The organism is Priestia sp. 53B2, from assembly GCF_056099005.1.
In genome coordinates, this window is sequence record NZ_JBLZXA010000010.1 from 1 (window position 1) to 15,825 (window position 15,825).

A 15,825-nucleotide genomic window follows, 5' to 3' on the forward strand; every position below is an offset into this window, starting at 1 on the left:
GCAATCTCTTGTCTGGTGGCGATAGCGAAGAGGTCACACCCGTTCCCATACCGAACACGGAAGTTAAGCTCTTTAGCGCCAATGGTAGTTGGGACTTTGTCCCTGTGAGAGTAGGACGTTGCCAGGCCCTTGAAAAAAGACTAGCTATTTTAGCTAGTCTTTTTTTGTATGTTCATTTAAGTAACAAGAAATTAAGTAAGGAATCTTTTGAGCCGTAACTTCAAGGAATCTCAAGATAAATGGGTAATCTTTCGAAGAGTATGTATGCAATAATTCATACCACCACTCTGTTTCATAACGTGAAATCATACTTAAATTATAAAGTAATAAGTAATGTGCCAACATCTCAGGGAAATATAAGCAGCTATCTTTTTCCAACGGTGCATGTAGCGTGTTATCTTGGAAATTGTACATAAAAGGTGAACAATTATATAAACAGCTTGAAGGGTCAAGAATACATACCTGATCTTCTGACAGAGACAATGAAAGGCGGGAACGCTCTTTTAAAAAAGAGTAGAGCCTTTCATGATTCATATGATAACAACGTGTAACTTGTTCAGGAATAGGCAGAGAGGTAGCTGGAAGCGATCCAATAGTTGTTAAATGGGACAATGACCTAGTACCCAAATTTGAAAATAATGTATCTAATTCAGGTACGCACGACAACAGGTAATTCATTGTATATTTACTACCTTCCAGTTGTTTCACATGAAACAATTCTTCTCCTACTTGTGAAAATAAACCGCTTTTTTGGATCTTAACTTCATCATCTAAAAAATCATAACTTTGTTTTTTTCTTTTTCGTGTTGATACTCCATGTGCTAACACCGCCGTATTTTCTGGATATACTGGGTTTTGTGTTAACAAACAGGCTTTTAACAGCTGTGACATTCCATAAAATAATAAAACTGGTTGTACTGATACGGGAGATTGTGCCGCAACTTGATAATAATTTTTACTGTGTTCCAAATAATAAATAAAGGGGTAACTGTTTTTAAAGCTATGTTGCTCTGCATCGCTATAATTCAATTTTTGATAGCGCTTTTTTAAAAACTCTTGTACAAAAGGAACAGAGAAAAATAAATTGTAGGACGTCCAAACATCATTAAATTTATGCAACTAAATCACCTTTTCTTTTTATTAGAATTATCTGATATCTAGTGAAGTTATTGACAGGTACATATCTGCTTGTTAATCTACTAATAATATTCTGTCGTTTAAAGGAGGATTCTATAATGTGGGAAAGCAAATTTTCTAAAGAAGGCTTAACATTTGATGACGTTTTACTGGTGCCAGCAAAATCTGAGGTACTACCTAAAGACGTTGATATGAGTGTTGAACTAACAAAAACATTAAAATTAAAGGTGCCGTTCATCAGTGCAGGAATGGATACAGTTACAGAAGCTGAAATGGCTATTGCGATGGCTAGACAAGGTGGTTTAGGTATCATTCACAAAAACATGTCGATTGAACAGCAAGCAGAACAAGTTGATAAAGTAAAACGTTCTGAAAGTGGTGTTATCACGGATCCTTTCTTTTTAACTCCTGAAAACCAAGTATTTGCTGCTGAACATTTAATGGGCAAATATCGTATCTCAGGTGTGCCGATTGTCAACAATGAAGAAGAACAAAAACTAGTTGGAATCCTTACAAACCGCGACTTGCGTTTCATCCAAGATTATTCAATGCAAATTGCTGATGTAATGACAAAAGAAGAATTAGTTACTGCTCCAGTAGGAACGACTTTAGAAGAAGCAGAGAAAATTCTACAGCAATACAAAATTGAAAAGTTACCTCTTGTAGATGACAATGGCGTATTAAAAGGTCTTATCACAATTAAAGACATTGAAAAAGTAATTGAGTTTCCAAATGCAGCTAAAGATCAACAAGGTCGATTGTTAGTTGGAGCAGCTGTTGGCGTAACAGCTGATTCAAACGTTCGTATCGAAAAATTAGTACAAGCTGGTGTTGATGTTATCGTTATTGATACAGCGCATGGACATTCACAAGGCGTTTTAGATACGGTACGCAGCATTCGCGAGGCATATCCAGAGTTAAATATTATTGCTGGTAATGTAGCAACTGCTGAAGGTACAAAAGCATTAATTGAAGCGGGAGCAAACGTAGTAAAAGTAGGAATTGGACCTGGTTCAATTTGTACAACTCGTGTTGTAGCTGGTGTAGGTGTTCCACAAATTACAGCAGTATATGACTGTGCAACTGAAGCTCGTAAGCACGGTGTAGCTATTATCGCAGATGGCGGTATTAAATACTCTGGAGATATTGTAAAAGCACTTGCAGCTGGTGGACATACAGTAATGCTAGGAAGCCTTCTAGCAGGAACAACAGAAAGTCCTGGAGAAACAGAAATCTACCAAGGTAGACGCTTTAAAGTGTACCGTGGAATGGGTTCTGTAGGAGCTATGGAAAAAGGAAGTAAAGATCGATACTTCCAAGAAGATAATAAAAAATTAGTTCCAGAAGGTATCGAAGGCCGTTTGCCTTACAAAGGACCTGTAGCAGATACTTTATATCAAATGATTGGCGGTTTACGCGCAGGAATGGGTTACTGTGGTTCAGCTAACTTAGAAGCGTTACGTGAACAGGCACAATTCATTCGTATGACTGGAGCAGGTTTAAGAGAAAGCCACCCACATGATGTACAAATCACAAAAGAATCTCCTAACTATTCTATGAGATAATCATGAATGTTTAAAAAACACGTTTCCCTATTAGGGAAACGTGTTTTTTATGTCATTGATCATGAATGTAACAGTACTTCTTTATCTATTTTTTTAAATTTTAGTATGATAAAATTACATTTATGTGAGTTTACGTTTGGAGGGTATAGAGTGAGAAACGCAGTACAGAAACGATTAATTTGTGTCATTGCTGTTATGTTAATGGCCAGCGTATTTTTTGTCTCTACACAAGCATCAGCTGCTCCTAAAACAGATGATATTGGCGTTGAAGCAGATGCAGCGATCTTAGTAGAGGCAAGTACGGGGAAAGTATTATACGGGAAAAATACGGATGCTTTATTAGGTATTGCAAGCATGACAAAAATGATGACGGAATACTTAGTATTAGAATCCATAAAAGATAAGAAATTATCTTGGGATCAACGTGTGCCAGTTAGTAAATATGCAGCTAAAATTTCTCAGGATTATGGATTATCAAATGTACCGTTAATTGAAAACCAAAAATACACGGTGAAAGAATTATATGATGCCATGGCTATTTATTCAGCTAATGGAGCTGCAATTGCTTTAGCTGAAGCTGTCAGTGATTCTGAAGAAGGTTTTATTAAGTTAATGAATGAAACGGCAAAAAGATTAAATATGGGTGAATCAAAATTTGTCAATTCTACAGGTCTTTCTAATTCTTTGCTAAAAGGAATGTATCCAAAAGGAACGAAGGAAGAAGATGAGAACCTTCTATCGGCTCGGGCAGTTGCTACCCTTGCTTATCATTTAATTCATGATTATCCAGAATCTTTAGAAGTAGCTAAAACTCCTTCTAAGATGTTTAGACAAGGGCAACAAGGCGAAACAAAAATGAACAATTGGAATAAGATGCTTCCAGGTTTTTCAGCTGCCTACAGCGGCGTAGACGGCTTAAAAACTGGTCATACAGATTTTGCAGGTCAATGTTTCACTGGGACGGCAGAGCGTAACGGGGTAAGATACATAACAGTTGTAATGAATGCCAAGGAAAACGGCAAGTCTACGGAAGCTGCTCGTTTTTCCCAAACGAAAAAGATATTGGATTATGCTTTTAGTCATTTTCAGTTAAAAGAAGTAGTGCCTGCTAACGGCGAGATTAAAGGGCATGAAACAATTGATGTTGCTAAAGGAAAATCAAAAGAAGCTTCCGTTTCTCCAAAGAATTCGGTAAAGATTATTACCGAAAAAGGTCAAAAAGATCGTACTAAAATCAACTTTAAGTTAAACGATAAAGTTATGAACGATCAAAAAGTTGTTGCTCCTATTAAAAAAGGAGAAACAGTTGCTTATGTGAGTGCAACAAACAGCAATCTCAAAGATCTAGGCTATGTAGGAGGTCAAACTACAGATAGCATGACGCCGGTTGTGACAAACGAATCTGTTGAAAAGGCTGGATGGTTCTCTCTGGCTATCCGCAGTATTGGCAACTTCTTCAGCGATATTTGGATGAATGCTGCAAATACAGTGAATAACTGGTTTTAATGATAACTCAAGAGAAAGAAGAGATACTACAAGAGAGTATCTCTTCTTTTTATTTTTAGATTTGTTTGTATATAATCTATAAATTAGATAGGAATTTTCCGAAAAATGCGGTAGAATAGACACTAAGTTTTGAATTTTGTATATACACTAAAAATTATTGTGAAACACTTGATACAGGAGGAAGACAAACATGAATAACATTACAGGTACTGATCGTGTAAAACGAGGAATGGCGGAAATGCAAAAAGGTGGCGTCATCATGGACGTTATCAATGCAGAGCAAGCAAAAATTGCAGAAGCAGCAGGCGCTGTTGCCGTTATGGCATTAGAGCGTGTCCCAGCTGATATCCGTGCAGCAGGCGGCGTGTCTCGTATGGCAGACCCAACAATTGTTGAAGAAGTGATGAATGCTGTGTCCATTCCAGTTATGGCAAAAGCTCGTATTGGCCATATTGTTGAAGCACGCGTGCTAGAAGCGATGGGTGTAGACTACATCGATGAAAGTGAAGTGTTGACTCCAGCTGATGAGGAGTTTCATTTAAATAAAAATACATTTACGGTTCCATTTGTGTGCGGTTGCCGTGATCTTGGCGAAGCATCTCGTCGTATTGCTGAAGGAGCTGCAATGCTTCGTACAAAGGGCGAACCAGGGACAGGAAACATTGTGGAAGCAGTGCGTCATATGCGTCAAGTAAACGCTCAAGTACGTAAAGTTGTGGGCATGGACGAAGATGAGTTAATGACAGAAGCAAAACTATTAGGCGCACCTTATGAGTTATTACTGCAAATTAAACGTGAAGGCCGCTTACCGGTTGTAAACTTTGCAGCAGGCGGTGTAGCAACACCAGCAGACGCAGCGTTAATGATGCAACTTGGAGCGGACGGCGTGTTCGTTGGATCAGGAATCTTCAAATCAGACAACCCTGAAAAGTTTGCACGTGCAATCGTGGAAGCAACAACACATTATCAAGACTATGAACTGATTGCAAACTTGTCAAAAGGATTAGGAAGTGCAATGAAAGGGATTGAAATTTCATCATTATTACCAGAAAACCGCATGCAAGAGCGTGGATGGTAATTTAAAGGGAGTTTTGACAAAATGGTAAAAGTAGGCGTGTTAGGGTTACAAGGTGCCTTTCGCGAGCATGCACAAGCATTAGAAGCAGCAGGCGCCGAAGCCATTATCATTAAAAAAGTTGAACAGCTAGACGAAGTAGATGGTTTAATCCTACCGGGCGGTGAAAGCACAGCAATGCGTCGTCTGATCGACAAGTATGATTTTATGGAACCTCTTCGCCAGTTTGCACAAGCAGGTAAACCGGTGTTTGGTACGTGTGCGGGTTTAATTTTACTCGCAGGACAAGTCGTGGACCGTGAAGAGCCTCATTTAGGTGTTATGGATATTACGGTAGCTCGAAACTCGTTTGGACGTCAACGGGATAGCTTTGAAGCTGCCCTAAATATTAAAGATATCGGTGAAGATTTTATAGGCGTATTTATCCGTGCTCCGCATATTGTAGAAGTAGGAGAAAACGTTGAAGTCTTAGCAATGCATAATGATCGAATTGTGGCAGCAAGACAAGGTCAATTCTTGGGATGTTCGTTTCATCCGGAATTAACAGATGATGCTCGCATGGCGCAGTATTTTGTAGCAATGGTTGAAGAAGCTTCAAAAAAACCTGTATAAATGAATTGCATCTTGTAAAGACTTGTAGTACATTATGATTAATAAAAATGATATTGGTATAAAGCGTTGATAGGAAATAGTAATAAGATTTTTGATTTCAAGAGAGTCGATGGCTGGTGTGAATCGATAATCAATTCTTATGAATCCGTCCTGGAGTAAGCTGTCGAAAAAGTAGTAGGCAGTTTCGGTTCATCCGTTATCTGGTTTAAGAGGAAGGCTTATTTTAGCTTTCAATTAGGGTGGCAACGCGGGTAAACTCTCGTCCCTTTCATGGGGATGAGAGTTTTTATTTTGCCCTTTTATACTAAAGGAGGTACTAAGTATGTTAGATTTAAAATTTTTACGTGCTAATTTTAAAGAAGTAAAAGAAAAGCTCAAGTTTCGTGGTGAGGACTTAACGGACTTAGGTCGCTTTGAAGAGTTAGATGCAAAACGCCGTGAGCTAATTGCTCAAACAGAAGAGTTAAAAAGCAAGCGAAATGAAGTATCACAGCAAATTGCACAATTGAAGCGTGAAAAACAAGATGCTGATCATTTAATCATTGAAATGCGTGAAGTAGGAGACCGCGTAAAGCAATTGGATGAAGAGCTTCGCAGCGTTGAAGAAGAATTAGAACTATTGCTGCTTTCAATTCCTAACGTTCCACATGAAAGTACGCCTGTAGGTGAAACTGAAGATGATAACGTAGAAGTTCGCAAATGGGGAGAAATTAAACAATTTGATTTTGAACCAAAACCGCATTGGGATTTAGGAACAGATTTAAATATTTTAGATTTTGAAAGAGCTTCGAAAGTAACGGGAAGCCGCTTTGTATTTTATAAAGGGTTAGGTGCAAGGTTAGAACGCGCTCTTATTAACTTTATGATGGATTTACATATGGATGAGCATGGTTATGAAGAAATTCTTCCTCCATATATGGTAAATCGTACAAGCATGACAGGAACAGGGCAGCTTCCTAAATTTGAAGAAGATGCATTCAAGATTAAAGAAGAAGATTATTTCTTAATTCCTACAGCTGAAGTACCAGTTACAAATTTACACCGTGATGAAATCTTAAGCGGAGATCAGCTTCCAATTGCTTATACAGCGTATAGTGCTTGCTTCCGCTCAGAAGCAGGCTCTGCAGGAAGAGATACACGTGGTCTTATTCGTCAGCATCAATTTAATAAAGTAGAACTTGTTCGCTTTGTTAAGCCAGAAGATTCTTATGATGAATTAGAAAAATTAACGGGCCATGCTGAAAAGGTTCTTCAACTATTAGGTTTACCTTACCGAGTTCTAAGCATGTGTACAGCTGACCTAGGTTTCACAGCAGCCAAAAAGTATGATATTGAAGTTTGGATTCCAAGTTATGAAACGTATCGTGAAATTTCTTCTTGTTCAAACTTTGAAAGCTTCCAAGCTCGTCGTGCTAATATTCGCTTCCGCCGTGATACAAAAGCAAAACCAGAGCATGTTCATACACTAAACGGTTCTGGCTTAGCGATTGGCCGTACGGTAGCTGCAATTTTAGAAAACTACCAGCAGGAAGATGGATCAATTCAAATTCCAGAAGTGCTGCGTCCATATATGGGAAATAAAGAATTTATTTCTAAATAAAAGTAAAAGATGTTCATTAAGAATTAATTCTTAATGAACATCTTTTTTAAAAAAATCAATAAAAGAGTTGACTTCATTATTTGTATATGATAAATTAATACTTGTCGATACGGAGGAATACCCAAGTCCGGCTGAAGGGATCGGTCTTGAAAACCGACAGGGGTGTTAAAGCCCGCGGGGGTTCGAATCCCTCTTCCTCCGCCATATTTGACTTATAATGCAATTAACATAGCGCGATAAATTGGAGATTGGAAAACCGTTACTTATAAGTAACGGTTTTTTATTTGTTAAAAATGCCGCTTTATCTATTAAAGCGGCATTTTTTTATAGATGACGACGTTTTAGCTTTTCATTATGTTGTAAAAAGCGAGCCACTTTTTCAACAATTGATTCAATTGAATCAGGATCCTTGATAAGGTCGTATTCTCTAATATCTAAACGAAGAATAGGGCAAGCCGTAAAGTTATTAATCCAGTCTTCGTATCGGGCGTGCATCTCTTTCCAATAATCAAGAGGCGTTTGTTGTTCCATTGGTCGCCCTCTTTCTTGAATGCGATCTACAATATCTTCGAAGCTGCCTTCCAAATAAATGAGCAGGTCCGGATGAGGGAAATATGGAGTCATAACCATTGCATCGAACAAGCTTGTATATGTTTCATAGTCTACTTTAGACATCGTTCCTTTTTCAAAATGCATCTTAGCAAAGATACCGGTATCTTCGTAAATGGATCTGTCTTGAATGAAGCCGCCGCCATACTCGAAAATTTTCTTTTGTTCTTTAAAGCGTTCCGCTAGAAAGTATACTTGTAGGTGAAAGCTCCAACGTTCAAAATCCCCATAAAATTTGTCCAGGTAAGGGTTGGAATCTACTTTTTCAAACGATGTGCGAAATTGGAGAGCATCAGCCAATGATTGAGTCATTGTAGATTTCCCAACTCCAACTGTACCCGCTATCGTCAACACAGCATCATTAGGAATGTTGTATTTCGATCGTAAGTTTACCATTACATACTCCTTTTTAACATACTCTCTTGAACCTCTGATAAGATTCTATTTAAGTGTTGTTTATTTTGTACAAAATCTATTTCATCACCGTCATAACGTAAAATGGTTACATCAGGGTTATTTTGTTCAAACGCCGTCATAGCCTTTTCATAATCATCACTTAGCCTTGCAAGGTAGTGAGGATCGATGTTTCGTTCAATTTCTCTTCCGCGCATTTTAATACGCTTTAACAAGGTATCTAAACTGGCATTTAAATAAATAATAATGTTCGGAGCTGGCATATCAGCCGTTAAGATGTGGAAGATTTGTACATATTTTTTATACTGTTCATCTTTTAACGTTTGCTCAGCAAAAATCATATTTTTCATAATATGATAATCTGCTACAACAGGTTTTTTATAAGATAAGAACCCTTTTTGAATATCCTCCAACTGCTTATATCGATTACATAGAAAAAACATTTCGGTTTGAAAACTCCACTCGTTGATATTTTCATAAAATTTCCCGAGAAATGGATTTTCATCTACGATTTCTTTTAAAATTTCGAATTGAAATGCTTGTGCAATCTCTTTAGCTAGAGAGGTTTTTCCGACACCGATGGGTCCTTCTACTGAAATAAAAGGTGTGCCTTGCATTCATTTGCCTCCTTCATGACCACTCGTTCAAAAAAAACAGACAAAAAATATTTTAACATAGAGAAGGAGAATAAGGGGAAAAGAAATTTCTTTCAGTAAGAAGAATAACAAAAAGCCTACTGTTAACAGTAAGCTTTCCCTATTTATGGCTGTGCCACTCTTTTTGTAATTTTGAAGTTGTCTTCAATCAAGAGCCAGTTTTGCGGGAAATCTAAGCCTAGTTTCCAGTAGGCCATTCCTCTAAGTTTTAATTCTTTGATTAAATCAAACTTTGCCTGAATAGACCTAGCGTCTTCAAACCATACTTCGTGGGTACGCTGCTGTTCATCTTTATACCGGAAGAAAGGAGCTTGTGCTTTATTGTCGTATTGAATAGCTACTTTATAGCGAGCTGCCAACTCAATAGCTCGTTGAGGACTAATGGCTTTGGCATATTCTCCTCCTGGTTTGTAAGGAAGTGTCCAATCGTAACCGTATAGGTTTTGACCCATGATAATTTTTGAACTAGGTATTTCAGATACTGCATATTCTAAAACATCACGTACGGGACCAATAGGAGAGACGGCCATAGGAGGCCCACCGCTATATCCCCATTCATATGTCATCGGAACAACGAAGTTAGCAATCTCTCCAATGGCTTTATAATCATGTGCTTCATACCATTTGCCTTTTTGATCTCGACTTGTCTTCGGAGCTAAAGCGACAGACATAAGAAGTTGCTCATCTTGAAGACGCTTTTTTGCTTTCTGTAAAAATGCAATATAGGCTTCTTTATCTGCGGGACGCAAAAATTCGAAGTCAAAATGAATGTCTCTGAAATTTTGTTCTTTCGCTGTTTTTACAATATTATTTAAGAGCGTATCTTGAACATCTTTATTATTTAAAATTGCTCGGCCGACTTCGTCACTGAATGCACCGTTTTCAATATTAGCCAATACCATTAAGAAAATGACGTCATTTTCTTTAGCAATAGAACTTAAATTGTTAAGTGGAGGTGCCTTTAGAGAACCGTCTTTTTGCACTTCGAAGTTCGCTGGCCCGAGATAAGTAAGGTATTTTGCATTTTGATTAATCATTTTCTCTGTTTGAGGAGTGATTTTTCGGTTGCTTGTTTCAACATACCCTAAAAACTCACCGTTTCTTTTGTTTGGGGAAGGGGGAATTAAGATGCGGCGGCCAGGTGTTAAGGGTGCTGTAACTGAAACATTGTTCGCATTGGCAATAGCCTGATAGCTAACGCCTAATTTTCTTCCTATTTTCCATATAGTGTCCCCAGCTTTTACTGTGTAGTAAGTACCGTTGATTGGAATAACCATAGATTGCCCGATGACGAGTTGATTTGGATTAGGTAATTCATTTGCTCTTATAATTTTCCCTGCGTCAATGCGGAACTGTTTTGCAATACTATATATACTGTCACCTGCTTTAACAGTGTAAATTTGCATAATAAAAAGCCTCCATTTTATATGACTTACTTCCATCATATGAGAAGGCTTTTTACTTAATTCATCAACTCGTTATGTTTGCAAATTCGAGCATTTAATACGTTATGCATCATTCTCAAAGCAAAGGTATTGTCTTCATCTGCGTTTGAAGCAATACAATCTTCAGGCACAATTAAGTTATACTCACGCATATAAGCATCGTTGGCTGAAAAAAGCACGCATATATTTCCCGCAATTCCTGTTAAAATAAGTGTATGCACATCGAGCTGTGATAGCAAAATATTTAAAGCTGTCCCATAGAAGATAGAATGCTTTGGTTTAATTAAAAAGTAATCAGCGTTTTGTGGTGAAATGTGATGTAGAATGGGTGAGCTTATCTCATTTGTGCAGTGTGTTAAAATGGTTTCTAAGTTTGCTTGCCATAGCTTATAGTGGTCATTGACATAAATGATAGGGATATGTTGAGACGAGGCATATTGTTTTAATTTGGAAATGTTTTGAGCAATTGTTAAAGATTTTTCAGCAAGTATTTTGCCGTTTTTAAATTGAAAATCGTTTAGCATATCAATAATAATTAAAGCAGTTTTAGCGTTCTTCACATAAGGTCTCTCCTTTTCCTGATGTACATAGTAAATAGTTTGACTCAGAAAAAATATAATATGTAAGGTTGGATAAAAAGTGTTAAATGATGAAAAGTATATGAGGTTGGCAATTGATGAAGCATTAAAAGCTCAAGATAAATTAGAGGTTCCCATTGGAGCAGTTATTGTTCAAAATGATGAGGTAATTGCTTCAGCTTATAACTTACGAGAAACAGAACAGCGATCAGTTGCTCATGCGGAACTTTTAGCAATTGATGAAGCATGTAAGAAACTAGGAACATGGAGATTGGAAGACGCTACGTTATATGTCACCTTAGAACCATGTCCGATGTGTGCAGGTGCTATTGTATTATCAAGAGTAAAAAGAGTTGTGTTTGGCGCTTATGATCCTAAAGGTGGCTGTGCGGGAACATTGTTAAACTTATTAGAGTTTGAAAAGTTTAATCATCAAGCAGAAGTAGTAGGAGGTATGCTAGAAGAAGAATGCGGGAGCCTCTTAACGACCTTTTTTCGTGAGTTGCGTCAACGAAAAAAGGCTGGAAAATAGCGCTAAAAAAGTAAGTTTTCTATAGCGGTTGCATTTTTTAATGAAAAGACGTATACTTGTAAATGCATCAACTTGATGCCCAAACTATTGGTTTCAACTTTGCCGTGCTAAGCGGGGAGGTAGCGGTGCCCTGTACTCGCAATCCGCTCTAGCGAGGCCGAATTCCTTCTTGAGGTTAGCTCATCTTAGGGCCTGCCTTAAGTAAGTGGTGTTGACGTTTGGGTCCTATGCAATGGGAATCTGTGAACCCTGTCAGGTCCGGAAGGAAGCAGCAGTAAGCAGAACCTCTCATGTGCCATGGGGTCGCCTGAACCGAGCTAACTGCTTAAGTAACGCCTGGGGTGGCTAATCGACGGAAGGTGCACGGCAGTTATATACATAAGTTTAGTCTACTCTGTTGGAGTAGGCTTTTTATTTTATCTCTCACTATTTTGAAAAAAAACCTTATAATACGCTATAATGATAACTAATGAATTATATTAAAAGGAGAGGATGTAGTGGCATATCAGGCTCTGTACCGTGTATACCGTCCTCAAAGCTTTAACGACGTAGTCGGTCAACAACATATTATCAAAACACTTCAAAATGCCCTTGTCCAAGAGAAATTTTCGCATGCGTATTTATTTTCTGGGCCTCGAGGGACAGGAAAGACAACAGCTGCTAAAATTTTAGCGAAAGCCGTTAACTGTGAAAAAGCACCCATTGCTGAACCCTGTAATGAATGTGCAACTTGTCGGGGAATTACTGATGGTTCCATTTCTGATGTAATTGAAATTGATGCAGCCTCTAATAATGGAGTCGATGAAATTCGAGATATCCGTGATAAAGTAAAATATGCACCTAGTGCTGTTCGATACAAAGTGTACATTATTGATGAAGTTCATATGCTTTCAATTGGAGCTTTTAACGCTTTGTTAAAAACGTTAGAAGAACCTCCTGCACATGTTATCTTTATTTTAGCTACAACAGAGCCGCATAAAATTCCATTAACGATTATCTCTAGATGTCAGCGCTTTGATTTCAAGCGCATTTCGCCAGAAGATATCGTATATCGAATGAAGGAAGTATTAGGTTCTGAAGAGCTAGAAGTAAGCGAGGATGCTCTTTACGAAATTGCAAAAGCTTCAGAAGGCGGCATGCGTGATGCACTTAGTCTTTTAGACCAAGCCATCTCGTATAGTACGGAGAAGGTGAGCTTAGAGGATGTTCTATCTATAACAGGAGCAGTATCACAGGCTTTTATTGTGAAGATCGTCCAAGCTATCTTTAACGAAAACATTGTAGAAGCGCTAGACTCTGTTGAAAGTTTGATCAAAAACGGAAAAGATCCAGCGAGGTTTGTAGAGGACCTTATCTTCTATTATCGTGATGTTCTGCTTTATCAAGCTTCTGAAGAAAATGCATATTTACTTGAAAAAGCAGCGGTTAACGAAGAGTTTAAAGAACTCAGTTCAAAAATGGATAGTGCCTTTATTTATAAAGTCATTGCTGAATTGAACCAAACTCAGCAAGAGATGAAATGGAGCAATCATCCTCGAGTGCTACTTGAAGTAGCTTTAGTAAAATTAGCTCAAAGTTCTACAAATCAAGAGGGTGCTCTTCCATATCAAGACATTTTGCAAAAAATGAATCAAATGGAAGCAGAACTGCAGCAGTTAAAAGAAAAAGGCATTCAAGTTGATCATACAGCTCAGGCAGCGCAAACAGAGAAAAAGCAGACAAGACAGTCAAGAAGTCAGTATAAAACGCCTGTTGGGAAGGTAAATGAAGTTTTAAAAAATGCCACTCGGCAGAATTTAGAAACGATTAAGCGATCTTGGGCGCAGGTGTTAGACACATTGAAACAACAAAATAAAGCTTCACATGCAGCGTTGTTATCTAACAGTGAACCGGTTGCGTCTTCAGATCAATCATTTATACTTAAATTTAAATATGAAATTCATTGCAAAATGGCTTCTGAAAATAACAACAATGTACGTGATAATTTAGAGAATATCTTATATACTTTAATTGGCAGCAAGCGTGAAATGGTTGCAATTCCAGAAAGCGAATGGGATAAAGTAAGAGAAGAGTTTCTTCAAGGACAGCAAAGTGATGGGTCATCAGGTCAACCACAGGAGGAAGACCCTGTGGTTGCAGAAGCGAAAAAGCTATTTGGAGAAGACCTAATCGAAATTCAAGAGTAAATTTAGGAGGAATGTTCATATGATGAAAGGCATGGGCAATATGCAAAAAATGATGAAACAAATGCAAAAAATGCAAAAAGATATGCAAAAAGCGCAGGAAGAGTTAGCTGAAAAAACTGTCGAAGGTACAGCTGGCGGCGGAATGGTAACAGTTGTGGTTAACGGTCAGAAACAAGTAATTGATGTAAATATTAAAGAGGATGTAGTAGATCCTGAAGATATTGAAATGCTACAAGATTTAGTACTAGCAGCAACAAATGACGCATTAAAACAAATGGACGATTTAACAAATAATACAATGGGTCAATTTACAAAAGGTTTAAATATTCCAGGACTTTAATAAGGTGGTTGCCACGTGCATTATCCAGAACCAATATCAAAGCTTATAGATAGTTTTATGAAGTTACCCGGCATTGGTCCAAAAACAGCTGTTCGCTTAGCATTCTTTGTTTTATCTATGAAAGAAGATACAGTATTAGATTTTGCAAAAGCATTAGTCAATGCGAAGCGAAATTTAACCTATTGTTCAGTTTGCGGGCATATCACAGATCAAGATCCTTGCTACATTTGTCAAGATCAGCGTAGAGAGCGAAGTGTGGTGTGTGTCGTGCAAGACCCTAAGGATGTCATTGCAATGGAAAAAATGAAAGAATATAACGGCTTGTATCATGTCCTGCATGGCGCAATCTCACCTATGGAAGGAATAGGGCCTGAAGATATCAAAGTACCAGAGTTATTAAAAAGACTTCAAAATGATGAGATTCAAGAAGTGATTTTAGCTACTAACCCGAATATAGAGGGCGAAGCTACGGCTATGTATATCTCTAGGCTCTTAAAGCCGACAGGAATTAAAATTACTAGAATTGCTCATGGGTTACCCGTTGGAGGAGATCTTGAGTACGCAGATGAAGTAACATTATCTAAAGCCCTAGAAGGTAGAAGAGAAGTATAACGAGGTACTTGCAAATGTTTTTTAAAAGAAAAGGTTGGTTACGCAAAGAGTATGATGATGAATTTGTGAAGACTTTTATGCAAGTAAAGCAGGAATGGAGTCACAAAACTTCAATGGTAGAAAGAAGTGTAGATCCTTCAGAAGAGGTAATGGTAGATATTCGATTAGCCAAAATGAAGTATCTTTTTCTATTAAAAGAAGCCAAGCATCGAAATATTTCAATTAACAGGATGTCATAGAGGCATCCTGTTTTGTTGTCTTTATAAAATAAGGATTTCCCTCCGTGAAATAGTGCTTTTTTTGAATGCTTGGACATACATATAAGATAACTTATCTGCTTTAAGAAGGAGGCAACATGCTAAATCATCCCATTGTAGTTGTGTCTTTTTTAATAGGACTAATCATTCTACTATTAGTAACAGGTGGTGTTGAAAAAATGCTTCGAGTCATTGGAAATTTATCGATTAAGCTTATTATTGGCGTTCTGCTGCTTTTCTTTATTAACATCTTTGGCGTACAGTTTGGTATTCATATTCCTATTAATTTCCCCACAGCCATTGTTTCAGCTATTTTAGGTATTCCAGGAATAGCTGCCTTACTTGTTATTAATAATTTCATATTATAATTTGGAGGAATATACAAAATAAAAGTTTTCTGGAATCTTTTCGAGAAAACTTTTATTTTTTTTGAAAAAGTTATTGACCAACAAGTTAACAGATGTTATATTTATATACGTCGCTAAGACAACAACAAAAAATAACTCGAAAATAACTTGATGAAAAAGTTGTTGACAAGTTATTCTTAAGGTGGTAAGATAAGAAAGTCGCCTTGAGACAAGAGTTCTTTGAAAACTGAACGAAATAGTAAACGTCAACGTTAATTTTTATTTTTTAAATGAGCAAGTCAAACATTTCTTCGGAGAGTTTGATCCTGGCTCAGGATGAACGCTGGCGGCGTG

Annotated in this window: 16 protein-coding genes, 1 tRNA gene, 1 rRNA gene, 1 other RNA gene and 1 other annotated feature; of the genes, 14 read left to right on the forward strand and 5 right to left on the reverse strand. The window is 37.6% G+C overall.

The annotated features are described in order from the left end of the window. Positions 1–11: 11 nt before the first annotated feature. Positions 12–127, forward strand: a 5S ribosomal RNA gene (rrf, locus tag ACN6NE_RS11060). 26 nt (positions 128–153) lie between these two features. Here the strand turns inward: rrf and ACN6NE_RS11065 are convergent. Then, positions 154–1,119, reverse strand: a complete 966-nt coding sequence (locus ACN6NE_RS11065; protein WP_474325322.1) for a YaaC family protein — start codon at positions 1,117–1,119, stop codon at positions 154–156. 116 nt (positions 1,120–1,235) lie between these two features. Between ACN6NE_RS11065 and guaB the strand changes: the two genes are divergently transcribed. From guaB to ACN6NE_RS11095, 6 genes are all read left to right on the forward strand, one after another. Next, a complete protein-coding gene (guaB, locus tag ACN6NE_RS11070) occupies positions 1,236–2,702 on the forward strand; it encodes an IMP dehydrogenase (RefSeq protein WP_013054827.1) in 1,467 nt (488 codons plus the stop codon). A 150-nt stretch (positions 2,703–2,852) separates the two neighbouring features. Then, positions 2,853–4,208: a serine hydrolase gene (locus ACN6NE_RS11075; protein ID WP_474325323.1), complete on the forward strand. Its 1,356-nt coding sequence runs from the start codon at positions 2,853–2,855 to the stop codon at positions 4,206–4,208. A 190-nt stretch (positions 4,209–4,398) separates the two neighbouring features. Then, the gene (gene pdxS, locus ACN6NE_RS11080; RefSeq protein ID WP_013054829.1) at positions 4,399–5,286 is read left to right on the forward strand and encodes a pyridoxal 5'-phosphate synthase lyase subunit PdxS; all 888 of its coding nucleotides are present in this window, start codon (positions 4,399–4,401) and stop codon (positions 5,284–5,286) included. A 21-nt stretch (positions 5,287–5,307) separates the two neighbouring features. Continuing rightward, complete coding sequence (gene pdxT / locus ACN6NE_RS11085) at positions 5,308–5,895, forward strand: pyridoxal 5'-phosphate synthase glutaminase subunit PdxT (RefSeq protein WP_025753569.1); 588 nt, start codon at positions 5,308–5,310, stop codon at positions 5,893–5,895. A gap of 57 nt (positions 5,896–5,952) precedes the next feature. After that, positions 5,953–6,165 (forward strand) — a binding site (T-box leader). A 52-nt stretch (positions 6,166–6,217) separates the two neighbouring features. Continuing rightward, positions 6,218–7,495, forward strand: coding sequence for a serine--tRNA ligase (serS, locus tag ACN6NE_RS11090; protein ID WP_474325324.1), 1,278 nt, complete (start codon positions 6,218–6,220; stop codon positions 7,493–7,495). Positions 7,496–7,606: 111 nt separating this feature from the next. Beyond that, positions 7,607–7,699, forward strand: a tRNA-Ser gene (locus ACN6NE_RS11095). A gap of 120 nt (positions 7,700–7,819) precedes the next feature. On the opposite strand, the gene ACN6NE_RS11100 is transcribed toward ACN6NE_RS11095, so the two are convergent. The 4 genes from ACN6NE_RS11100 to ACN6NE_RS11115 form a co-directional block, all read right to left on the reverse strand. Further along, positions 7,820–8,500, reverse strand: a complete 681-nt coding sequence (locus tag ACN6NE_RS11100) for a deoxynucleoside kinase (protein WP_013054832.1) — start codon at positions 8,498–8,500, stop codon at positions 7,820–7,822. Then, positions 8,500–9,135, reverse strand: coding sequence for a deoxynucleoside kinase (locus ACN6NE_RS11105; protein ID WP_028410386.1), 636 nt, complete (start codon positions 9,133–9,135; stop codon positions 8,500–8,502). The genes ACN6NE_RS11100 and ACN6NE_RS11105 overlap by 1 nt, the downstream gene beginning before the upstream one ends. Before the next feature lie 143 nt (positions 9,136–9,278). Continuing rightward, complete coding sequence (locus ACN6NE_RS11110; protein ID WP_474325325.1) at positions 9,279–10,580, reverse strand: LysM peptidoglycan-binding domain-containing protein; 1,302 nt, start codon at positions 10,578–10,580, stop codon at positions 9,279–9,281. A gap of 56 nt (positions 10,581–10,636) precedes the next feature. Continuing rightward, a complete protein-coding gene (locus ACN6NE_RS11115; protein ID WP_129705611.1) occupies positions 10,637–11,179 on the reverse strand; it encodes a cysteine hydrolase family protein in 543 nt (180 codons plus the stop codon). 79 nt (positions 11,180–11,258) lie between these two features. Here ACN6NE_RS11115 and tadA point away from each other — a divergent pair, with 79 nt between their 5' ends. The 7 genes from tadA (at position 11,259) to ACN6NE_RS11150 (ending at position 15,492) form a co-directional block, all read left to right on the forward strand. After that, on the forward strand, positions 11,259–11,729 hold the full coding sequence (tadA, locus tag ACN6NE_RS11120; RefSeq protein ID WP_129705613.1) for a tRNA adenosine(34) deaminase TadA: 471 nt from the start codon (positions 11,259–11,261) through the stop codon (positions 11,727–11,729). Positions 11,730–11,831: 102 nt separating this feature from the next. After that, positions 11,832–12,096, forward strand: an RNA gene (gene ffs / locus ACN6NE_RS11125) — signal recognition particle sRNA large type. A 130-nt stretch (positions 12,097–12,226) separates the two neighbouring features. Next, on the forward strand, positions 12,227–13,915 hold the full coding sequence (dnaX, locus tag ACN6NE_RS11130) for a DNA polymerase III subunit gamma/tau (protein ID WP_098113936.1): 1,689 nt from the start codon (positions 12,227–12,229) through the stop codon (positions 13,913–13,915). A 19-nt stretch (positions 13,916–13,934) separates the two neighbouring features. Further along, positions 13,935–14,255, forward strand: coding sequence for a YbaB/EbfC family nucleoid-associated protein (locus ACN6NE_RS11135; RefSeq protein WP_013081327.1), 321 nt, complete (start codon positions 13,935–13,937; stop codon positions 14,253–14,255). A 15-nt stretch (positions 14,256–14,270) separates the two neighbouring features. Continuing rightward, a complete protein-coding gene (recR, locus tag ACN6NE_RS11140; RefSeq protein WP_129705616.1) occupies positions 14,271–14,867 on the forward strand; it encodes a recombination mediator RecR in 597 nt (198 codons plus the stop codon). A 14-nt stretch (positions 14,868–14,881) separates the two neighbouring features. Beyond that, positions 14,882–15,106 carry a YaaL family protein gene (locus ACN6NE_RS11145; protein ID WP_013054840.1) on the forward strand — a complete coding sequence of 75 codons (225 nt, stop codon included), beginning with the start codon at positions 14,882–14,884 and terminating at the stop codon, positions 15,104–15,106. 116 nt (positions 15,107–15,222) lie between these two features. After that, complete coding sequence (locus ACN6NE_RS11150; RefSeq protein ID WP_013081328.1) at positions 15,223–15,492, forward strand: pro-sigmaK processing inhibitor BofA family protein; 270 nt, start codon at positions 15,223–15,225, stop codon at positions 15,490–15,492. Positions 15,493–15,825: the final 333 nt, after the last annotated feature.